A 21,626-nucleotide genomic window follows, 5' to 3' on the forward strand; every position below is an offset into this window, starting at 1 on the left:
CGTGGAAGATAATAATCAATTCAGTGAAGAAAATGTTAAAAATACAATGAACATTATTTTAAATGCCGGTGATGCCCGTGATTTTATCAGTAAAGCCTTGGATGATGTGGCAAATTCGAATTACGATAACGCAAAAGAGAACATGAAAAAAGCAAACGAAAAATTAGTAAAAGCTCATCGTCTGCAAACCAAAAAAATTCAAGAAGAAGCTGAAGGTAAGCCAATACAATACTCAGTATTATTTACACATGCTCAAGATACTTTGATGACAATCAACACTGAGTATAATTTGGCAAATCATCTAATAAAGATATTTGAAAAGCGTGATTGTCAGTGTAAAGGTGATCTGAATGAGAAAAAATAATTTTTCATACTTTCCCAAAAACTTTTTGTGGGGAGGTGCTCAAGCTGCCAGTCAAGCAGATGGTGCTTTTCAGGCAGATGGAAAAGGATTAAATTCCTCAGATGTGCAACCCTATCTTCAAGGATTATCAAATAAAGAGTTGCAAGCCGCGGAGTCACAAGGGATGACGCTAAACGAAGTTAAGAAAAACAGTCAAGATACTGAAAATTATTATCCCAAACGTTTTGGTATTGACTTTTACCATACTTATAAAGAAGATTTACAGCTTTTAGCTAATGCAGGTTTTACTACCTTTAGAACTTCTCTAGATTGGTCGAGAATTTTTCCTAATGGAGACGATGAAAAGCCTAGTGAAAAGGCACTAAGGCATTACTCAGACATGATTGATTGTATGGTGCAATTAGGAATTGAACCAATTATCACAATGAATCATTATGAAACTCCTATTAATATTACACTTAAATATGGGGGTTGGCCTAATAAGAAAGTAATTCCTCTTTTTGTGAAATTTGGCAAAGTATTGTTGGATTGGTTCGGTGATCGCGTAAAATATTGGATTGTAGTTAATCAAATTAATATGGTTCAAATAGAACCTTGGCTTTCAGTCGGAGTAGCTAGTGATCAATATCTAAATCAAGAACAAGCTCTTTATCAAGCAATGCATAATCAAATTGTGGGAGCAGCAGAAATAAAAAATTATGCACGTTCTTTGAATAATCCTAATATACACATTGGAACAATGGTTGCTGATGGTACTGTTTATCCTGCAAGTAGTAAGCCGGACGATGTTATTCTTGCAATGCAGCAAAATCGTATGCAATATTTTGTTACAGATGTTCAATTTAGAGGTAAATATCCCAAATTTGCTTTAAATTATTTTAATGATAAGAATATTGAACTTGATATTACGCAAAATGAAATGAAATTAATTAACGAAAATCGTATGGATTTTTTAGCTATCTCTTATTACTATTCTCGTATGGTTGACTCAACAAAGAATAAAATGCAACCAGCAGATAATTTACAAAATCCGAATTTGAAACAAAGTAGTTGGGGCTGGGCTATTGATCCTCAAGGACTATACAATACTTTATCTCAATATTATGATCGCTATCAGAAACCAATTATTATTGCTGAAAACGGCTTAGGTGCTTATGACAAATTGGAAAGAGACAAAAAAGTACATGACTCTTATCGTTCAGAATATCTGAGTATGCATATTGAACAAGTAGGAAGAGCAATACATGATGGGGCAGAAGTAATAGCTTATTGCGCTTGGGGACCGATTGATATCGTTTCGTGTTCTTCTCAACAAATGTCAAAACGTTATGGCTTTGTTTATGTTGATATTGATGATAATGGTCAGGGAAGTAAAAAACGTTACTTAAAAGATAGTTATTTTTGGTATAAACAAGTAATTAACTCGAATGGTAAATATATATAAATGAATCAGGAATAAGAAAAAATTTTTAAAAGCAACAAATGCACTTTTTGAGATGATTTAATTAAAAATAAAAATTTTTCGATAGGATTTAGTGCATTATAAGAAGTTTTTTGCTTAAGAATAGTGAGAACCAGTTTCGTTAACTTTTAAATAGGTAACAATTTTGTTATCTTAAGTTTTTCGTTAAAAAGACTGATTTTGAAATTTTAATGATATTATCATTGATATTATAAAAATAAAATACATTTTTGCAGTATAACTAGACACCAAGAGTATCTAGTTATACTTTTTTATTACCTAGTATAAAATTAAATATTTTTAATATTTTTATGTACATTTTTAAATAAAATGATAAAATACTTAATAATTAAATTTGAGGAGGAAAAAGCAATGAGGCGAATTAGCAATCAGCATATTTCGATTTTGTCACAAATTATTTTGCTGACAATGTATACCTAATCACTATTATATTAAAGGAGTATAAATATGGCTGATACAACCAATACTAACAAACTAACAGTAAAAACTTTTCTAAACAACATTTTAGCAGGAACCGCAACTGGAATAATCGTGGGCTTGATTCCAAATGCAGTTGTCAGTGCAATCTTAAAACTTTTTGGTCAAAATCCGGTGACGGCATCTATTAACCAGGCATTACTGATTTTTCAATGTGCTACACCTTTGCTAATTGGTACGTTAATTGCCATCCAATTTAAAATGGTTCCACTAGATGTTGCCATTGTAGGGGCCGCTGCTTATGTTGGCTCTGGCGTTACAAAATTCGTACCACAAATTGTGAACCCTGCTACTAAAGCTCAAGGTGTCTTTGTTTCGGCAGGAACAGGAGATCTTATTAATACCATGATTACGGCTGGCTTGGCTGTCGGGCTTTTATTATTAGTGGGTCAACGTTTTGGCTCTGTCAAAATTGTTGCAGCTCCGATTGTTGTTGGTGGAGGAGCAGGTTGGATCGGCATGATGATTTTGCCATATGTAAGCAAAATCACCACCTGGCTTGGGTCAGTAATTAATTCCTTTACTAATTTACAGCCAATTTTAATGTGTATTTTAATTTCCTGTATGTTTGCAATTCTGATAATTTCACCTATATCAACTGTGGCAATTGGAATGGCTATCCAATTAAATGGTCTTTCTGCAGGTGCAGCAGCAATGGGAGTCGCGGCAACGACACTGGTATTAGTCGTTCATTCTTGGCGAACTAATAAATCAGGAGTTACTATTGCAATTGCATTAGGAGCAATGAAAATGATGATGCCCAATCTTTTCAGGCATCCAGTTATTGTTTTACCAACATTAATTACAGCAGCGCTTTCCGCTATTCCAGTGGCTCTATTTCACGTTAGTGGCACTCCAGCTTCTGCTGGTTTCGGTCTCGTTGGCCTGGTAGGGCCTCTGGCATCCTTAGATGCTGGCAAAGCAAGTATTAATATTGTAATGGCCTTGATTGTCTGGATAGTATTCCCTGTTCTAGTAGCAATGGTTTGCCGTTTTCTCTTTGAAAAAGTATTTCATGTTTATGATGAAAAGGTAGCCTTTGCCTATCTAGGTGAATAATTGTAATTACTTAAATCTGTCATAAAAAACAAATCCTTACTTACATCAATTTATTTTAAACATCAAAAAACTCGTGAAAAACAAATTTTGTTTTATTCACGAGTTTTTATTTGTAAACTGATTTCTAATTTAAATTAAATTTTTCCCATGCAGTTTCGATTTGATCATAATTTAATGCTGCTGTCTTAGGAAAAAGTAATTTAGCATCTTTTAGATCCGTTTTAGAGCCAACGCCAACTGATAAAGCACCTGACTTGTTGATAGCAGTGATACCTGCAATTGAATCTTCAATACCTACGCAATCCTGTGGTTTAAGATTAATTGCTTCAGCTGCAGCAATAAAAATGTCTGGTGCTGGCTTACCAGCGGCAACTTTACTTGGATCTGCAATTGCATCAAATGCCTCTGTCAGTTGTAATTTTTCTAGTATGAATGGACCATTTAAGCTAGCAGAAGCCAAAGATAGTTTAACGTTGTTTTTCTTAAGGGATGAAATTAATTCACTAATTCCAGGTAAGATATTTGCAGGAGTTAAACTGGCCAACAAATTGCGGAAAATATTATTTTTTTCATTGGTCATTTCATTAAATTGTTCTTGTGAAACGGAAATATTTAAAAATTTTAAGATTGCATTTAAAGAATCTGTTCGACTTACACCTTTTGTTTGCTTTTCAAGTTCATCCGGCAATTCGAGGTTAAAATGATTTTTGATTAATTGTCTCCAAGCTTGGAAATGGTATACGGATGTATCTGCAATGACTCCATCTAAATCAAAGAGAACGCCTTTCATTTAAAAACTTCCTTTCACTTGTTACTGGCGTAGTATCAAGTATTTTGTTAATTTGGTTAAAATCTTCGTCTGAAATACTAATAAATGGCAACAGACTATTCAATTCTACCATAGAATTTTCACCAAATTTTTTGAGATTATCGGGATCTTGCAAAAAGTCAAAAACAGTATTGATTGGTCTTAGCTCTTTAACAAGTTCCGCATCGCTCATTAGTTCTTTTACGGGCATATTGATATTGTAGTATTCAATATAACTATTTTCTGGCACATAAGAAATTGTAAAATCACCGTTAGTTAATTCCAATGGCAAAGATGATTGCCTGCCGTTAATTTCAACTTTATCCTTCACTCTAGGTAATTTTACGGTTACTCTTTGACCAAAAGGAATGCTTAAGCTGACCTTGATAGTGTGTTGGGCATCAGTTTCAAGTTGGTAAGCCATTTTGAGATCGCCATAAGAACTGTGATAGTGTCCTGAAATCTTTTTAAACCGATAATCAAATTGGGGAGCAAAAAGCACGTTTTGATAGCCATTATTTTGTTTCCTTAAGCCCAAAACTTGTTGATAAATCCACTGCATAATTGCACCGATTGAATAGTGGTTCAGTGAGTTCATTCCTTCGGGATTCATTGAGCCATCAGGCAAGACTGAATTCCAGCGTTCCCAAATTGTAGTAGCACCCAAATTAACTTCATAGAGCCAGCTTGGAAAGTCTTCGTTTAGAAAAATTTGCGTTGCTAATTTATGTTCTCCATTTTCTGACAGAACCTGACAAATAAAGGGCGTTCCAATAAAACCAGTTTGTAAATGATTGTGGTCCTTTTTTAGCCTCTGAACGAGATCTTTAACAACGCGTTTTTTCTGTTTTTCTGGTACTAAATCAAAATGAAGAGCTAAAGCATAAGCTGTCTGTGTGTCAATTGCTAGACGGCCATTTTTAGTAATAAATTCGTCTCTAACAGCTTTTTTAATAGCTTGAGCTTGTCGGTCATATTCTTGAGCATCAGCAGTATTACCTAAAATGCGAGCTGCTTGAGCAACAATCCAACTGGAATAAGCGTAATAAATTGAGGCAATATAGTCTTCGTCAGTTTTTCCACTAGGCATAGCTGAGTTTTCACCGTCTAAAGAAAGCCAGTCACCGAATTGAAAGCATCCTGTCCAAAGGTTCTTGGTCGTAGTCGCTTGACCAACCCAATCTACCCAAGCTTTCATATTAGAATAATTTTGTCTTAAGATAGCTGGATCGGCGGTAGCCTGATATGCTGTCCACGGAATAACAGTCGCGGCATCCCCCCAAATTGCTGCACCGCCATTGTCATTTCCCATAGCTGGCGCGTACATTGTTAACATACCTTGATGGGCAACCTGCTCAATTTTCATGTCTTTAGCATACTTTTTGAAAAAAGGGTATGCATTCATATTTAAAATTGCAGTTCCTGAAAAAATGTCGGCATCGCCCGTCCAGCCCAGACGCTCGTCTCGTTGCGGACAGTCTGTTGGAACATCAAAGAAGTTGCTTTTTTGACTCCATAAAACATTCTGGAGCAAGCGATTAACTTTGGTATTAGAGGTTTTGATACCACCAGTAATTTCAAGATCAGAATAGATTACCGCGGCTTTAAAATCTTCTTTTCTTAAAGGCTGAGAATTGCCGGAAACTTTGACATAACGGTAACCATAGTAGGTGAAATGTGGTCTGATCCATTTTTGTTCACCGTTTGAAATATAATGAAAAGCTGCACGAGCCTGGCGAAGATTATCCCTGTAAAAATTGCCGTCTTGGAGTATTTCTCCCATTTGTAAGTCAATTTCCTTGCCAGCTGATTCGTGATTGTAAAATTCTGGCCAACCAGCATGATTTTGACCGAAATCGAGGACTGTTTCACCTTTAGGAGTACGTATAATTTCTTTAACAGGTAAATATTCTTTTGTTTTTAAGGGCAAGCTTAGACGATCATGCAATATTTCTTTAGAATGCTGCAATATAATTGCAGGCTGCCAATTAGTTATTTTTTTGGTATCGTCAAAGTCCTCTCCGTAATAAATGGCTGATTTGGTTACTTTACCAGCAGAAGTTTGCCATGTGGCGTCCGTGTTTATTATCTGATTGCTGCCATCATCATAAGCGATATGCAACTCAGCAATAGCCATTTGTTGGTCACCATAGATGCAATCTTTACCGCCATCGAAACCGAAGTTGCCTTTATACCAACCATCCCCAAGGGAAATTAAAAGTTCCTGTTGTGATTTTTCATTCAGCATCTCAGTTACGTCATAAGTTTGAATCTGTACCAGTTTGTCATAGGCTGTGACTCCCGGTGCAAGGAACTCATTACCAATTTTTTTCTTATTCAAAACAGCTTCGTAAACACCTAAACCGCTGATATAGAGGCGGGCTTTTACCACCTTTTTGTTTAAAACAAAGGCTTTCTTTAATAAGGTATTTTGAATGTCTTTATTTTGATTACCAATCCATTCTGCAGTGAAAGGTTCATTCATTTTACCAGTCTCAAAGAAGCTATTTTTACTTGTTTTAGTTTTATTATCTTTTAGAAAAATTGTTATTTCATAACGGGTTCGGGGCTTTAGCTCCAGTTCTAAGTCAAAATAATTATTGTTGTATTGTTGCCACTGACTATCATAAACAGGTTTATTGGCATTTATTGTTAAACGCTTTTGTACAACACCTGCCTTTTGATTAGTTTCAGCACTGAATTCAATTCTTAAATGATTGTCTAAGTCATAACCAAGAGGTTCGGTATAGTGATTGACTAAAATATCTTTGATTTTTAACATTGATTTTCCTCTTTATAAATGAGTTTCAAAATGGCCACAGAACGGATCTACAGGGCTTTGCCCGGTAAATTTTTCATGTCCCATCATTTTTTCTAGAAGAGCATCAATTGTGACATCATTGCCTGTATAAGCATTAATGTAAGTTGAAACCATTGGAATATCAAAGAGGTGATAGGGATTGCAAGTAGAAACAAAAACTGTAGGGATGCTCTTCATGAACCATGGAGCATCAGCTGCCATTAGATGAATCCAATCAAGTCTAGTTGTGGTTTGATTGCTTGCCGTTTCAACGTTAGCTACATAAAATGCCAGGTCAAATTGTTCCTTTTCGTATTGCACTCCACCTTCAAAAACTTCTTTAAAATCAAGATTTTTGCGGTCAAAAACTGTAACTTTAAATCCTTTTCCTTCAAGTTTTTCCTTAAATTTTGTGGTTACTTTTCCGCCCTCTTTAAAGCCGCCATCGTCTGTATCTCCTAAAACAACTAACCGTACTCGAGGATATTTTTCCGGAGTAATAGGCAAAAGCTTATCGCGGTCTTTAACTAAGGTAACCGATTCTTGTGCTACTTTTTTTGCCATCTTTTCATGTTCTGCCAATTTCAAATCAAGATCTTGCGATGCAGGTTCGCAAAGATTATTTTCTGTATCCATTACGCCTTGTGCAACTTTAGTGGCAATTATTCTGGTAACAGCTTCTTCGAGTCGACTTTTTGAAATCCTGCCGCTTTTAACTGCGTCAGTCACAAACTGATAATCTTCATCGATATCCTTGTTGAATAAGATCATGTCGATTCCTGCGTTAATGGTGGCTGGTAATGCTTCTGAGCGTGGCAAAATTGCATTGTATCCTATCATTGGCGTGGCATCAGTAATTGTGAGACCGTTAAAATGCAAAACAGTCCGTAAAAGTCCATCAGCTAATAGTTTGGAAGTAGAAGCAGGCCGTAAACCTTTATTTTCAATACCTGGTTGTAAACGGCGTTCCCAAGCTGGTTGCATAATGTGGGCGATCATTATGGCAGGCAAACCATTTTGAATTAAGTGACGATAAATTTGCCCGTATGATTCCATCCATTTGTCAGCAGATAACGAGTTAATTGAACTCAAAAGATGTTGGTCTCGCTCATCAACGCCATCACCGGGAAAGTGTTTTGCTACTGGAATAATATGATTAGCATTAAAACCTTTGATTTGTGCGTCAGACATTCTAAGCACACGCTCTTTATTGCTGCCATATGTGCGTACATTCATTATGGGGTTACGAAAGTTTAAATCAAGATCTACAATTGGTGCAAAAGCCATGTTTCCACCGACTTGTTTAGCCTCATAGCCCGATACATAACCCAAATTATATGCATTCTTTTCGTTGTTGGTAGCAGCAATTTGCAAAGGTCTGCCGAACCATGTTCCTTCGCTTAATAATCCATTCCCACCAGCTTCCAAATTGGCAGCAACAAAAAGGGGAGTTTGACTTGCTTTCTGCGAAACTGCTATTTCACGCTGCAATTTTTGAGCTTTATCAGGACGGTACATAATCCCGCCAGGCTGATATTTCTGAATAAATTTAGTTAAATCTTTTTGATCTTCATCTTCACCAATAACAAAGAAAAGCTGTCCTATTTTAGCAGCAAGAGACATGTTAGTTATTTTATTTTTGACAAAAGCGATCTCTGCAGCTGATAAGTTATATGGACTTTGAGTTAAATCAGTCATATTTTCCTCCCAAATTTAGAAAAGTCTTGCTTTGTTCTTCATTTTAACTTAATGTAAAAAAGCAAACTATTGTTAAATTACATAATAAAACTGTTTATTTCACAGAATCTCTTTCATAAATTAAAGGTATCAAAATGCACGAAAAAACAATCCAAATGTTACGTCAGAATAATGGGTTTCGCGATTGGAACACGATGTTGCAAGATTTTAAATTAGGTGAGTTTAACTTGAAAGTTGCTGGTCATATCAATAGTGAGCCTGTTTATGAGTTCTTCAATACTTATTCTGATAACTTTGTATTAAACAGTAGTTCTATCACAATTTCTGTTCAACCTGTAAAATCATATATTCCCTTTCATATACATGATTATGTAGAAATCAACATTCCTTTGGTAGGTAACTGTGTCGTAGTAACTGAGCATGAGCGTATTAAAGTTAATCAGGATAACATGATTTTTATCGGTATCAAAACTCCTCACAAAGTAGAACCAATTGATAAGAATGGTGTGGTTTTAAATATTGAATTGCGTACGTCTGCTTTCTCTTTAAATGAACTTAATTTTTTGCAATCAAAGGGCAAAGGTATTTCAATTTCCAACTTACTTTTTTCTTTATTATCTGACGAAGATCATGGTGAAGGTCGATATAGTCTGTTCGAGATTGACCATGACCCCAAAATTACTGATATTATTTACGATATCATTGACGAATATTATGACAATAAAATTCAGTCCGATCAGATCATTAAATTAGAAATGTTGACTATGTTTTCCCTGCTGATCAGAAAAACTTATTATCGTGAGGCTCAAGTAACTGATTCAAAAAAGAAAAATAATAATTTGCTCTCATTGTTACTTTATATTGAGAAAAATTATTCTAATATCACACTTGAGCAAATGGCACAGCACTTTGGCTTTAATCCAAATTATTTATCAGATTACTTGAAGAATGAAACTGGATTGTCGTTTATTAAATTAGTTCAGTTGCAAAGAGTAAATGTAGCTGCAGAATATTTGACTTACACTAAGGCACCTATCGAAAAGATTGCTGCCAGAGTTGGATATGAAAATGCGTCCTATTTTTATAAAATTTTCAGACATTACTTTGGTATTTCTCCAGCAAAATACCGTTCTAACAGGAGATAAGAGGGTTGAATAAATTTCAATCCCGTTTTCAAGTAAATGAGGATGAAATACCATCCTGCAAAGCTCATCACTTGATGAAAAAATAACTTAAGGATAGCTTTTACTTTTATTATAAAGTAATTGCTTGGAACGAAAAAAACGTGATGAAGATAGATATTGATGAATAAACTTTAATTGTAAAAGGTTATTTTATAATAATTTTTCTGAATAATATTTAAATCGCGTCAAAGAGTATTGCGGTAATCCAATTAATTTTTAAATAATAAAAGAACTTTAAACTACTGTGCTTAAAGTTCTTTTTGATGGTTGCAAAAGCAATTAAATTACATAAAAAATAAAAAGCATTAAAATGCTTTGATCAAAAAAATTATTTTTAAAAAAGTTTATTAACGCTTACGAATGTAAACATTTTTATATAATAACATTTATTGTAAATAATTTTGGCGAAACGACTTTTAAGTGATTAAATAACTAAAAAAAGCCCCAATTTTTGCATAAAAAAAGGTATAATTTGAAATGAATTGAAGGGAGTTTTTTTACAAATGATGTGTGATAATTTGTTTTTTAAAATTTTGTGGGTAGTCGTTTACGCTATTACCGCTTATTATACCTTTACCGGCAACATGATGATGGGGATGTACTGGATGGCAGGCGGTATGCTGGCTCAAGCAGTAGTTGACCTTGTCTATCATTTTTGGCCAAATCGTAAAAAGTGCTAAACAAGGTTTAAATTTTAATAGCGCAAGTTTATTAAGGATTAATTTTTAACTCAGTGGGTAAAGAATTGTCCTTTTTTGTTTTCCTTGACAATAAAAACACCGAAACTTATCCAGTTTCGAGGTTTTGCTTTTAGCTAATTTAATTCTTGGCAACATTCACTTTGCGGATGTAACGGTTTTTACCAATACGGTAGAAAGTCTTCTTCTTAATACGGTAGGTTTTGCCGTTGATTTTGACAATCGCGCCTTTCTTGAGTTTCTTCTTCGAAACACGTTTGCCTTTGTGTGTGTACTGGTACGATGCTTTACGTAATTTTACAAAACGTGACTTAGATTTGCGTTTTGCGGCAGTGACTGTGGTAGAGTCACTATTGCTATTAGATGAATTGCTAGAGTTGCCAGAATTTGACGTGCCACTTACGAGAGGACCAGTTTTCTTGTAGTTAGCGTAAGCACTATTTATCTCATCGGTAAGTGCGTCAACAGTTGACTGAGTAGCACCCATTGCTTCGGCTGAAGTAAAGCGTTTGTAAATATCCTCGCTCCAAGCCTTATCTGCTTTATTTAATTTAGCAAAATTAACATTAAATGTATATTCGTTATATGCTGCATTAAGCTTATCAGTATTTGCATAAGGTACATCAGGATTACTGTTATCTACAGGATGAAAATCACCAGATTTTAGATCAGTATAATCATTAGTATTTTGTACTAAGGCTGTTGTATCTGATGGATAAACAATTTCAAGCCAATCTTCATAATTAACATAAGCTTCGGCAATTTCACCGCCACCGATATCCTGTAATAATTCATTGTCAGGTATACCACCAATTTGCATAGTTAAATAAAATGGATAACCTCGTAATGAAATTAAAGGTTTAGTATCATCACTTGCTTTACGTACTACCATAGTACTAGCAGGGTAAACATGACCAGGTGGTCCTTTTAGAGCGTGCTTTAAAGTACCGTATTGCAGCCAAATCTTTGTTCCTTGGTGGTTGGCTGAAACAGTTTGAACATTGTCAAAATTAAAGACTGCCGTCATTGGTGCGGCGAGACTTAAAGCGGCAATTGTTGCGAAGATTATGCGTTTATTCTTCTTTTTTTCACTCATTATAACAGAAAACTATTGTTTTTCTGGCAGAACTGATATCAACGAACTGGGAGTAAAATACTGTCCTCTTTTACCAGTATACTACAAGCTAATTTTGAAAAGGAGTGGCAACTTCAGCTGTAATGCGATCAAACTATCTTTTTATTGGTCATTTTCTTTTAAAAAACTCTGAATAATTCTTTCTCTCATAGTTAGAAAGACCTGATTATGACCAGTAGGGTGAATACGATTGGTCAAAAGAATTAGACCCGACTTTTTTACGCGGTCAAGAAGCATAAGAACACCAGTGAAGCCGGTATGCAGAATCAGCGGGTAATGCAACTGAGGGTCAAAGCGCAAGTCCCAGCCCCATGAGCGTGGCTTGACACCCGCCGGATTTTTATTATCGAATAACATTGCGACAAGTTCTTGACTGAAGGGCAGAATGTGTTTATCCAAGCCCAAGTATCCTTTACTTAATTTAACCAAGTCATTCATTGTGGAGAAAAGTCCTGCTGACCCGCAATCACTGCCAAGCTGGCGTGCTTTAGGATCGTGCGGTTCGCCTTGCAAAACTTTCCCTTGGTAAACAGCGGTGGGCACACATAAGTCCTTAGGGGGATTGAATGTAGTGTTTTTTAAACCTGAAGGCTCAATTATTAATTTTTGACCAACCTCTTGAACTGGTTGACCAAATATTTTTTTAACAACCAACCCCAACAAGATAAAATTCGTATCGGCATAGCGCATTTTATGTTCAAACTCGTCTGTGACAGGTAAATGAATGATGGCATTGATTAATTCGTCATGGGATAATTGGTCGCGCTTTTCAATCCAGCCACGGATTCCGCTGGTATGGGTAAGCAAATGAAAAAGGCGGACACGTTCATCTTTAAATTCAGGAATAAAGTCGTGCAGTGGTTCAGTAAAATTGAGCTGTCCATCTTGATATAATTTAAGCAAAATATTTTCAGTAATAATTACTTTGGTCAGACTGGCTAAATCATAAATAGCAAACGGGCTAAGTTGCGTAACTGTCGGGTAGGTACTTGCAAAGCCGACGGTTGAAGTGAAAACTTGTTCATTTTTAAAAAACGCATAGTTTACGCCCGGTACAATGCGTTCCGTAACCATTGATTCAATTAAATTTTGGGTGTTTGAGTAGTCAATCATAAAATCTGTCTTTCAGTTAATATTTCTAATTATATTATATACAATTCGTTGGTTTATTTTTCCAAATAAGTGTGAATGAAATTTTAAATGTTAAAAAATAGATTTAATGGTAAATTTTATGTAATCGCTTGCATAAATTGATTTCTAATGTTAAATTTAAGTTTGTAAAATAAAAGAACTTTTATTTGACGTGTTACTGGTAATGCAGGCAAGATCAAGTGTATGTAATTAATAACCGAGATGGACGGTTTTATTTACGTATATTTGGTCTTTTTTATTTAAATAAAAGAAGGAAAATTATGGATAATCATAAGATCGCGCTACAAATCATAGATGGAGTGGGCGGAAAAGAAAATGTCTCTGGTTTAACGCATTGTTTTACCAGATTGAGATTTGTTTTAAAGGACGAAAGTAAAGCAAGCAAAGACAAAGTTTCCAGTATAGAGGGAGTGATTCAGGTTGTTGAGGCCAGTGGTCAGTTTCAAGTAGTTTTAGGTAATAAAGTAGAAGCAATTTATGATGAAATCATGCCGCTGCTTGAAAATACCGCTACGGAAGATGATGAGCAAGACAAAAAAGTTGGTATTGGGACAAAGATTTTAAATGTTGTAACTGCTATTTTTACGCCAACTATTCCGGCCATTGCCGCTTCGGGAATGTTAAAGGGTATTTTGGCTGTTGCAGCATTAATTGGCTTAAATGTCTATCACGTTGATATAAAGACATTTAATACTTATATTATTTTGAATGCCGCGTCAGATGCTCTATTTTATTTTATGCCAGTGATTTTGGCTAGATCGGCTGCTAAGGTTTTTAAAACAAATGAATACATAGCTATGACTCTGGGAGCAACACTATGTTATCCCACTTTGGTAGAGTTGATGACGGGAAACAAAGCAGTAACGCTGTTTGGGATCGGAATTACCAAGGCAAATTATGTTTCCTCGGTTGTTCCCATCATCATAGCGGTTTTTGTACTGGCTTACGTTGAAAAATTTGTTAAAAAAATAATGCCGGATGTGCTCAAAATAATTATGGTACCAACTTTGTCTTTACTTATTATGGTACCTGCAACCTTAATGATTTTCGGCCCAATTGGTATTTATATTGGTAACGCAGTTAACTGGGCATATCACTATATCATGAACTTGAGTCCGATTTTATTAGGTGCCTTTGTTGGTGGTATTTGGTGTGTACTTGTTATTTTTGGTGCTCACAGAGCAATCATTCCAATTGGTATAAACGATGTTGCTAAAACAGGACGGCAAAACCTGCTTGCCTTTGCAGGTGCAGCAAACTTTTCACAAGCTGGTGCGGCTTTGGGAGTTTTCTTCAAAACTAAAAACAAAAATCTGAAAACTGTGGCAGCTTCAGCTACAGTGACAGCATTGTTTGGTATTACCGAGCCGGCTATTTATGGTGCTAACTTGCGTCTGAAAAAACCTATGGTTTATGCAGTAATTAGTGGTGCTTTAGGCGGTGCCTTGATGGGCTGGGGTGGCTCTTATGGAAATGCTTTTGCCAATCAAGGTGTCTTGACCATTCCTGTTTATGCTTCTGCCGGAACTAAGGCATTTATTTGTTACATTTTGGGTTGCTTGATTGCCTTTGGTGGAGCTTGCATTTTAACAGTTATATTAGGATTTAATGATTTACCTAGTGATGAAACTCCTGTAGAAAAAAGTAATTCAAGGACGGATCAAATTGAGGATGATCAGGAAGAAAATCCTGCTAAAACGATTGATGAAGATTTAGTTGCAGATGATTGCGACTTATCTGTAAATTCTCCTGTTGAAGGTAAAACGATACCTCTAACTCAAGTTTCAGATGAAGTTTTTGCATCCGGAGTTTTGGGTAAAGGTATTGCAATTCAACCTGCTTCAGGAAAAATTTTAGCTCCTGCAGATGCCACAGTCAGCATGATATATCCGACTTTACATGCAATTGGTTTAATATTAGACAGTGGAATTGAAATGATGATCCATATTGGCATCGACACTGTTAAACTAAGTGGAAAGTATTTTGAAAAGCACGTTCAAGATGGAGATCATGTCAAGAAGGGGCAGTTGCTAGTTTCATTTGACATGCAAAAGATTGAGCAGGCAGGTTACGACTTAACCACGACCGTTGTAGTGACTAATTCGAAAAACTATGCAGCCATTGGATCGACGAACAAGGATAACGTCACTAATAACGACCAGTTGTTATACCTGTTATCGAAATCATAATATCCAAATCTAAAATATGATTATTAGAGGAGTAAATATGGAAAAATTTAATCCAGACTTTTTATGGGGCGTATCTTCATCAGCCTTTCAAATTGAAGGCGGATGGAACGAAGATGGTAAGGGAGAATCTGTAGCAGATTATAATTCTTTTGTTCATGCTGGTCCCCAGCAAGCTGATACCAAAGTGGCCAGTGATTTTTATCATCATTATCGAGAAGATATTTCTTTAATGAAAGAATTAGGTCTTAAAGTATACCGTTTCTCCATTGCCTGGTCGAGAATTATTCCTGACGGTGATGGTCAGGTTAACCAAAAGGGGATAGACTTTTACAATAAAGTAATTGATTGCCTGATTGAAAATGGGATTGAGCCGTTTGTAACTCTATATCATTTTGATTTGCCCCTAGCCTTGGTAGAAAAATACAACGGGTGGGAAAACAGGTCTTGCATTTCAGCTTTTAGAAGATACGCCCAAATATGTTTTAAAGAATTTGGTGACAGAGTTAAGAACTGGCAGGTGATCAATGAACAAAACCTAATGGTTCGTGTAAACGAGCGCTTAAACATGTATCATGTTGAAGCTAAGAATAAAGAACGTGTCAGAGCTCAAATGGATTACAATATGTTTGTAGCAAGTGCCTGTGTTATGCAAGATTGTCATAACATGGTGCCAAACGGTAAAATAGGACCTGCAATATCATCCACCATGACTTATCCAGCATCTACCAAGCCACTAGATGTTTGGGCTGCTAAAATGAATGACAATTTTAAAACTAATTATGCCCTGGAAATGTATTGTTACGGACAATATCCAGGGTACTATAGCAATTACCTTAAAAGAGTGGGCATTTTTCCTTCAATGCAAGATCAAGATGAGCAAGTATTGCGCGATGCTCGGCCTGACTTCATAGCAGTCAATTATTATCGTACTCTCGTTGCCAGTTACTTACCCAGTGATGCCAATCACCCATTTGGTACAAGGAAAAATGATGTGGATTTTGATCTGTACGGCTATTTTAAGATCGAAAAAAATACTAACTTGTCTGCAACGGAATATGGTGCTCAAATCGATCCTATGGGGTTGAGAATTGTACTGAATGAATATTATCATCAGTTTCGTTTGCCAATGATTATTACCGAAAATGGTTTAGGTACTCCAGACGTTATGGCAAAAGATGGCAAGATTCATGATCAATATCGTATAAACTATCTGGCAGATCATATCCGAGCTTGTTATGATGCAATTCAAGATGGGGTAAAGCTAATTGGTTATTGTCCTTGGTCAGTTATGGATCTGTTAAGTTCACATCAGGGATTTAAAAAGCGTTATGGCTTTATTTACGTCAAAAGAACTGACAATGATCTAAAAGATCTACGTCGGATTCCCAAGGACAGTTTTTACTGGTACCAAAAAGTTATTGCAAATAACGGATTGGTCAACTAAACAATTGTATGCAATTAGGCGGTGAGCTGATGAAAGTGCTAAAAGTTTTGAATAATTCGCTTATTTTGGCATTAGATGAATCAGGTGCAGAGTGTATTCTAATGGGCAAGGGTCTAGGCTACCATAAAGCAATTGGTTATCCTGTTAAAAAAGAGGAAATTCAAAAGATTTTTGTCTTAACCGATAATAAAATGCTAAAAAACTTTATTCAGCTAGCAAGTACGATAGACGAAACTTATCTAAATATGGTTAAGGAAATAATAGATTTTGCCGCCGATAAATATCAAATCAAAGTAAAAGATTACCTTTATTTATCCTTGGCTGATCATATTTCGTTTGTGGTAAAACGAGTTAAAGAGGGAAATATTGGCGAAAATTTCAACTATCCTGATGTTTTACTTCACCATAGAAATGAATATCAAGTAGGGTTATTTGCAGTTAATTTGATTAATAAAAAAATGCATGTTTCGTTACCAAATAGCGAAGCAACGGGCATTGGCCTACATTTTGTGGATGCGGAAGTTGACGTTGGTGACCAACAGAAAAACAGGGAAATAGCTGATTTGGTGAGTAGTCTTAAGAAAATAGCTCAAAGGATTATCGGGGGAAAAATCGACCCAAATACCTTCACTTATTCGCGTTTTTTGACTCATCTAAATTATTTTTGTGAAAGAGTTTATGAAAACAAACTGTTTTCAGATGAAGATCAAGAGGGACTTTACCAAGACCTGGCTGCAAAAATGCCCAAGGAAGTTGAAATTATTAATGCTTTCGATGAGTTTATTAGGAAAAAAATTAACTTGAGGATTACTAAACAGGAGAAAATATACCTAATTGTTCATTTGCACAAAGTAGTTGAAGAAAACTACAAAAAAGTGTAGTTGGTAAAAAATGGGGCAATAATAAAAAAACTTCCGTATTGAAGAGCTTTTCGGAAGTTTTTCTTTGTGCTAAAAATACTCATTAGTTAAATTTAGTTTTTGAACTGAAAGTACTTGACAATAACTGTCTCTTCAAGCATAATAATTACTGTTGATTTTGCCCGCTGGTCAAATGGTTAAGACGCCACCCTCTCAAGGTGGAGTTACGAGTTCAATTCTCGTGCGGGTGATTTAACACTGGGATATAGCCAAATGGTAAGGCACAGGTTTCTGGTTCCTGCATGTTTCGGTTCGAGCCCGGATATCCCAATTTTTGTAATTTGTCTTAGTTTCAATTCGCTTGAAGTGTTGGTACTAAGGCATTTTTATTTTTTGCCATTTTTTGAAATTAACTGAAATTAGCCTAATAGGTGCAAAATTCTAGGCAATGGTGGATTAGTCAAAATATCTTAAAATTGTTATAGTTAGGTACTGAAAAGTGCTATAATATCAAGTGTTCAGTGATTTAATATTTTATAGTTTATTTACCTTAAGAAAGTCTATTTTGGACTTTCTTTTTTGTTTGAAACTGCAAAATCGGTACAAATTTTTCTTTTTTTATAGAATAAGAGAATAAGTAATTGTCCTTGCAATTAGCGTAAATAAATTAGATCTTTTGAAGTAGAAAAGGACATGTAAGGAGGAAACCATCCCTATGGAAGTGACGGAAAATCTAAAAGTATTTCTTAAGCAAGATTTAGATATGTTTGTGGCGCACTCAGGTAGGCATAAAACTGATTTAACGGCTGATAAGATAGATAATCTTACTACAATGGATAAGGTAATAGCCACTGAAGAAATAACTTTTGCTGAGAACGTGACTTGGTGTGTGGGCAAAGCTATTCAGAAATGTTCTATTAAATCAAAGAGAATTCTTACTGGTGTTTATTTATTTGACCATACTAATAAAGAAGTCATGAAAAAAATGGGCTATGGTAAAACTAGGTATTGGGAGCTGAAACAGATAGCTATAAATGAATTTATGAAAAACTTTGCTATATATCAAAAGAAGATAGATATAGAACCTTTTATCAAGCTAGTAAAATAGAGATTGGTTTTAACAATAACTTTAAGAAAAGTGTTCAGGTTTTTTCAAGTTTTAACCTAATATTAGGTGATTATTTTTAAGGAATGAATCCTAGCAAATACTAGCATTTACTAAGGTGGTTATTTGATAAAAATCGGTAAGAAAGCTGATATATAAGCTATCATGTCAATGCACACTATTTTGAAAACTGCACACTTTTTATCAGTAGGAAAAACCAAAATTGGATTATCCTAGTGTTTTAACATTTTATAATTACAACTAAAATATAGGTTGTTTAACTTGTTTTATACCCCAAACCAAATGTGGATTGGGCATATGCATACTTTAGAGTATGATGATTGTTACATCATGCAGCTCTAGTGAATTTTGTAATTCGATGATTCAATTCTATTTAGTCTTAAGGGAGGTCCAAAATGGACCCCCTCTTTGGCCAAGTTTTGATTGATCGTGATTATTTGACCTGATGCATTGAAACGATTTTGAAATGGGTCACAGTCATAACGGATTTTCTAAGTGGGCCTGAGCCACTTAGAGCATTTCTTTTAATGAGTGTAGTTGTAACTACGTCGTTAAGGGGGCCCTAAATTGGGGCGTCATTTTTGTGACAAGGGGTCGGTAATTCAAAGACCCCTTTAGTTTAATAGACAGGGGTTGCGTGTGCGCACTTCCTATAAAATTAAAGCACTGAAATCTCTTAATGCAATTATCTACAGTCCCCCCTCCCTTAAAATATTTCGAATTCAGTTTTTGAAAGAGAAGACACCATTATGTGGTTGCTCTCTTCAGATCAACGGGGCGGGGGATGCTTAACGCATTAATTCTGATATATTAGGCTTGTCGCGAAACACGACCGGCTAGGTTATAATCATTTATCTAATATTATTAAATAATTTAATTCTTACTATTGATTTGGTGCAAAAAGTTATATAATAATTTTTCGAATACTTTTAATATAGGGGGTAATAATGAAATTGAATATTAAAAAAATCGGGCTTGTGATAATTTCTGCTAGTTTAATAGGCGCAGCAGTAACGCCAACAACAACACCTGTTTATGCGACTGGTAAGAGTAAAATAGTTAAAATTAATGGCATTAAGATGACCATGAAAGAGTTTGAACGTAGACTGAATAAAGCCAAGGTAGTATATTATGCCAGTAGGGAAGAAATAGATAAGGCCTTAAAACAAGGTGGAAAAGTAAAGCCGTCCAAGAAAATCAAACATAGCAAGAAAACTGGAGTCAGAAGAGTGGGAATTGCTCCAGCAGTAGCAGCTATGGCAATTCCGGGCGTAGGTGAAGCTGTTCTTACTGCAGGTGGTGTTATCCTTATAGGCGGAGTGGCCCTAGCAGCTGGCTCCGCTTTGTACAAAAAGGTTGTCCAATTATTTGCTAAAAACAGTGGTAGATATAAAGCAAATAATAGGAATGAAGATCACAGAACCAACCGGTCTAAGTCGAATAAAAATAGACATCAACGTGGACAAGCTAGGAAATATAAAACTGAAAAGAAAAAACTTCGAAATTGGAAAAGTAATAAATAAAGGAGAATTTTATGATAATCAAGAGAAAAGATTGGAATAGCTATCTTAATAAGAAAGAGTTAGTCAAGATTTATGGGAAATCGCAAGACAGTTATATATTTGCACTAGGTTATATGATCGCTGATTTGGGACAATACTATATTTTTGAAGTTGTAGACGATGTTGGTAGTTTAGATAGTTATGTTTTATATAAGAAGACAGAAATTGAAAAATTGGTATGTGACGATAGTCATACAAGAATGTTTGATTTCTACATTGACTACTTAAAAAAGCAAGATGAATTTGATAGATTAAATTTACAAAAAGCATATAACGACATTCCCCAAAAGGATATCATTACTATATTAAAATATTGTTGCGATCACGGTTTTTATGTGACTATAGCTGAATCTGAAGATGACTATGAGGAAACTGTAAAAATAATTTCTGTTGACACGCAAAAGGTACTAATTGATCAAAAAGAATATTGTAAAGACTATGGCTTGCTGGACGAGGTTAGATCCACTCCAATCAAAATTGCTAACATCATGACATTAGATATTATTAGCAAAGAGAATTATTTGTACGAACAATACCGTAAGCAAAAAAATAGCTAGTTAAACTTATTCATACAATAATAAATTAGAAAGCCACCGCTTGGGCGGCTTTTTTAATTACTTGTTTAAATAGCTATATCTTTCCGTAATCCTTAAGGTATTTCAATGGTTAAACAAAAGCTTTTAAGCTTGATATATTAATGTTTAGTGTTCTTAGACTCCCCTATTAAAAAAGTTTGAAAAATTGTTGTATCATGCAAGGAAATGACACTGTAGCGGCTCTTCTGTGGCGAAAATAGGAGGGGCTATAAAATTATAGCTGCAGCACTGAATCGGTGCCTCTGCATCCCTGGTAGTGGTAATGCTGCACGCTTAGCCACGAGTGTTGAAAATAAAAGATTCCAACATTTTCCAACAATTAGGGTGTAAAGATAATAGCTACAAAGACCGTTTTATAGGGATTAATGCAATTAAAAAAAGGGTGCGCAAAGTGCACACGAAAATTTTGCAGCTAATACACTCATGACTTGTATTATTCATTGTATGAAAAAGTCTATCATTTTCTTTATATCATTCTTTGCAATGCTATAAGCTGTGTACCTGTTTTAGTTACACAGCTAAGTTAATCATGAATATGGTTAGCAGTTGTTAGCATAACTACTTATCTATAAAATCTCTAAGGGCTTAATTATTTAAGGCTGAACTTTTCGTCAAATAAAACTTCGTTTTTTTACATGTTTTCCGTAATTATTAAGCCATTTAGGTGCAGTTTCAGGCACCATAAAAGCTATTAAATCAATGTTTGCCAGTGTTTTACCCCCCCTTATCAAAAAAATTTCAAAATTCAGTCTCTCGCGCAAGCAAACACCACATGTTGCGGCTCCTAGCCTAACGATAGCGAGGGCGGGGGTCAATTATTATCAGTGAAGAGAGCGGTAGTATGCGGATCACTGATAATCCAAGGGATGCATGTCATGATAGCTATCGACAATAACTCGAATAATTATAGAGATAAAGAAACCACCGACCTCGCCCATTTCCCAGAGATTAAATACTGCAGCCATGAATGGCCACACACTATTCGATTCGA

The 21,626-nt window shown here is 35.3% G+C and carries 16 protein-coding genes and 2 tRNA genes; 13 read left to right on the forward strand and 5 right to left on the reverse strand.

All coding sequences use genetic code 11. The features are described 5' to 3' along the window. The first annotated feature begins 1 nt into the window (after nt 1). The 3 genes from LACWKB10_RS01315 (at nt 2) to LACWKB10_RS01325 (ending at nt 3,383) form a co-directional block, all read left to right on the forward strand. Nucleotides 2-364, forward strand: a complete 363-nt coding sequence (locus LACWKB10_RS01315; protein WP_034977712.1) for a PTS lactose/cellobiose transporter subunit IIA — start codon at nt 2-4, stop codon at nt 362-364. Next, nucleotides 351-1,808 (forward strand): glycoside hydrolase family 1 protein, encoded by a 1,458-nt coding sequence (locus tag LACWKB10_RS01320; RefSeq protein ID WP_034977715.1) that lies wholly within the window; start codon nt 351-353, stop codon nt 1,806-1,808. Before LACWKB10_RS01315 ends, LACWKB10_RS01320 begins: the two co-directional genes overlap by 14 nt. A gap of 486 nt (nt 1,809-2,294) precedes the next feature. Beyond that, nucleotides 2,295-3,383: a PTS sugar transporter subunit IIC gene (locus tag LACWKB10_RS01325; protein ID WP_034977718.1), complete on the forward strand. Its 1,089-nt coding sequence runs from the start codon at nt 2,295-2,297 to the stop codon at nt 3,381-3,383. A 124-nt stretch (nt 3,384-3,507) separates the two neighbouring features. On the opposite strand, the gene pgmB is transcribed toward LACWKB10_RS01325, so the two are convergent. From pgmB to LACWKB10_RS01340, 3 genes are read right to left on the reverse strand one after another with little or no spacing between them, the layout of a single operon-like run. Beyond that, nucleotides 3,508-4,173 carry a beta-phosphoglucomutase gene (pgmB, locus tag LACWKB10_RS01330; protein ID WP_034977721.1) on the reverse strand — a complete coding sequence of 222 codons (666 nt, stop codon included), beginning with the start codon at nt 4,171-4,173 and terminating at the stop codon, nt 3,508-3,510. Beyond that, entirely contained in the window at nt 4,154-6,973 is a 2,820-nt protein-coding gene (locus tag LACWKB10_RS01335; RefSeq protein WP_034977723.1) for an alpha-L-rhamnosidase, read from the reverse strand. The genes pgmB and LACWKB10_RS01335 overlap by 20 nt, the downstream gene beginning before the upstream one ends. A gap of 12 nt (nt 6,974-6,985) precedes the next feature. After that, entirely contained in the window at nt 6,986-8,689 is a 1,704-nt protein-coding gene (locus LACWKB10_RS01340) for a glycoside hydrolase family 3 protein (protein ID WP_034977726.1), read from the reverse strand. 134 nt (nt 8,690-8,823) lie between these two features. On the opposite strand from LACWKB10_RS01340, the gene LACWKB10_RS01345 reads away from it, so the two are divergent. Both LACWKB10_RS01345 and LACWKB10_RS10250 read left to right on the forward strand, forming a co-directional pair. Next, entirely contained in the window at nt 8,824-9,834 is a 1,011-nt protein-coding gene (locus LACWKB10_RS01345; protein WP_034977729.1) for an AraC family transcriptional regulator, read from the forward strand. Nucleotides 9,835-10,376: 542 nt separating this feature from the next. After that, a complete protein-coding gene (locus tag LACWKB10_RS10250; RefSeq protein ID WP_162833769.1) occupies nt 10,377-10,553 on the forward strand; it encodes a hypothetical protein in 177 nt (58 codons plus the stop codon). 139 nt (nt 10,554-10,692) lie between these two features. On the opposite strand, the gene LACWKB10_RS01350 is transcribed toward LACWKB10_RS10250, so the two are convergent. Both LACWKB10_RS01350 and LACWKB10_RS01355 read right to left on the reverse strand, forming a co-directional pair. Then, nucleotides 10,693-11,667: an SLAP domain-containing protein gene (locus LACWKB10_RS01350; protein ID WP_034977732.1), complete on the reverse strand. Its 975-nt coding sequence runs from the start codon at nt 11,665-11,667 to the stop codon at nt 10,693-10,695. 141 nt (nt 11,668-11,808) lie between these two features. Further along, nucleotides 11,809-12,819 carry a serine hydrolase gene (locus LACWKB10_RS01355; RefSeq protein WP_034977735.1) on the reverse strand — a complete coding sequence of 337 codons (1,011 nt, stop codon included), beginning with the start codon at nt 12,817-12,819 and terminating at the stop codon, nt 11,809-11,811. A 299-nt stretch (nt 12,820-13,118) separates the two neighbouring features. On the opposite strand from LACWKB10_RS01355, the gene LACWKB10_RS01360 reads away from it, so the two are divergent. From LACWKB10_RS01360 to LACWKB10_RS01395, 8 genes are all read left to right on the forward strand, one after another. Then, entirely contained in the window at nt 13,119-15,047 is a 1,929-nt protein-coding gene (locus tag LACWKB10_RS01360; RefSeq protein WP_034977738.1) for a beta-glucoside-specific PTS transporter subunit IIABC, read from the forward strand. Nucleotides 15,048-15,084: 37 nt separating this feature from the next. Next, entirely contained in the window at nt 15,085-16,491 is a 1,407-nt protein-coding gene (locus tag LACWKB10_RS01365) for a glycoside hydrolase family 1 protein (RefSeq protein WP_034977741.1), read from the forward strand. Nucleotides 16,492-16,520: 29 nt separating this feature from the next. Further along, a complete protein-coding gene (locus LACWKB10_RS01370) occupies nt 16,521-17,372 on the forward strand; it encodes a PRD domain-containing protein (protein WP_034977745.1) in 852 nt (283 codons plus the stop codon). Between the two features lie 158 nt (nt 17,373-17,530). Further along, nucleotides 17,531-17,602 (forward strand) — tRNA-Glu (locus tag LACWKB10_RS01375). An 8-nt stretch (nt 17,603-17,610) separates the two neighbouring features. Further along, nucleotides 17,611-17,682 (forward strand) — tRNA-Gln (locus LACWKB10_RS01380). Between the two features lie 384 nt (nt 17,683-18,066). Next, nucleotides 18,067-18,459 (forward strand): hypothetical protein, encoded by a 393-nt coding sequence (locus tag LACWKB10_RS01385; RefSeq protein WP_034977748.1) that lies wholly within the window; start codon nt 18,067-18,069, stop codon nt 18,457-18,459. 965 nt (nt 18,460-19,424) lie between these two features. Further along, nucleotides 19,425-20,000: a hypothetical protein gene (locus LACWKB10_RS01390; protein WP_034977752.1), complete on the forward strand. Its 576-nt coding sequence runs from the start codon at nt 19,425-19,427 to the stop codon at nt 19,998-20,000. A gap of 11 nt (nt 20,001-20,011) precedes the next feature. Continuing rightward, on the forward strand, nt 20,012-20,596 hold the full coding sequence (locus LACWKB10_RS01395; RefSeq protein WP_034977755.1) for a hypothetical protein: 585 nt from the start codon (nt 20,012-20,014) through the stop codon (nt 20,594-20,596). Nucleotides 20,597-21,626 lie beyond the last annotated feature (1,030 nt).

It is taken from the genome of Lactobacillus sp. wkB10, from assembly GCF_000760615.1.
Classification (GTDB): domain Bacteria; phylum Bacillota; class Bacilli; order Lactobacillales; family Lactobacillaceae; genus Lactobacillus; species Lactobacillus huangpiensis.

Excerpts from the sequence above, each read along its gene's own strand:
- LACWKB10_RS01395 (WP_034977755.1), top strand. The coding sequence starts at position 20,012 with ATGATAATCAAGAGAAAAGATTGGAATAGCTATCTTAATAAGAAAGAG.
- LACWKB10_RS01335 (WP_034977723.1), bottom strand. The coding sequence starts at position 6,973 with ATGTTAAAAATCAAAGATATTTTAGTCAATCACTATACCGAACCTCTT.
- LACWKB10_RS01365 (WP_034977741.1), top strand. The coding sequence starts at position 15,085 with ATGGAAAAATTTAATCCAGACTTTTTATGGGGCGTATCTTCATCAGCC.
- LACWKB10_RS01370 (WP_034977745.1), top strand. The coding sequence starts at position 16,521 with ATGAAAGTGCTAAAAGTTTTGAATAATTCGCTTATTTTGGCATTAGAT.
- LACWKB10_RS01360 (WP_034977738.1), top strand. The coding sequence starts at position 13,119 with ATGGATAATCATAAGATCGCGCTACAAATCATAGATGGAGTGGGCGGA.
- LACWKB10_RS01340 (WP_034977726.1), bottom strand. The coding sequence starts at position 8,689 with ATGACTGATTTAACTCAAAGTCCATATAACTTATCAGCTGCAGAGATC.
- LACWKB10_RS01350 (WP_034977732.1), bottom strand. The coding sequence starts at position 11,667 with ATGAGTGAAAAAAAGAAGAATAAACGCATAATCTTCGCAACAATTGCC.
- LACWKB10_RS01385 (WP_034977748.1), top strand. The coding sequence starts at position 18,067 with ATGGAAGTGACGGAAAATCTAAAAGTATTTCTTAAGCAAGATTTAGAT.
- LACWKB10_RS01325 (WP_034977718.1), top strand. The coding sequence starts at position 2,295 with ATGGCTGATACAACCAATACTAACAAACTAACAGTAAAAACTTTTCTA.
- LACWKB10_RS10250 (WP_162833769.1), top strand. The coding sequence starts at position 10,377 with ATGATGTGTGATAATTTGTTTTTTAAAATTTTGTGGGTAGTCGTTTAC.
- LACWKB10_RS01345 (WP_034977729.1), top strand. The coding sequence starts at position 8,824 with ATGCACGAAAAAACAATCCAAATGTTACGTCAGAATAATGGGTTTCGC.
- pgmB (WP_034977721.1), bottom strand. The coding sequence starts at position 4,173 with ATGAAAGGCGTTCTCTTTGATTTAGATGGAGTCATTGCAGATACATCC.
- LACWKB10_RS01320 (WP_034977715.1), top strand. The coding sequence starts at position 351 with ATGAGAAAAAATAATTTTTCATACTTTCCCAAAAACTTTTTGTGGGGA.
- LACWKB10_RS01390 (WP_034977752.1), top strand. The coding sequence starts at position 19,425 with ATGAAATTGAATATTAAAAAAATCGGGCTTGTGATAATTTCTGCTAGT.
- LACWKB10_RS01355 (WP_034977735.1), bottom strand. The coding sequence starts at position 12,819 with ATGATTGACTACTCAAACACCCAAAATTTAATTGAATCAATGGTTACG.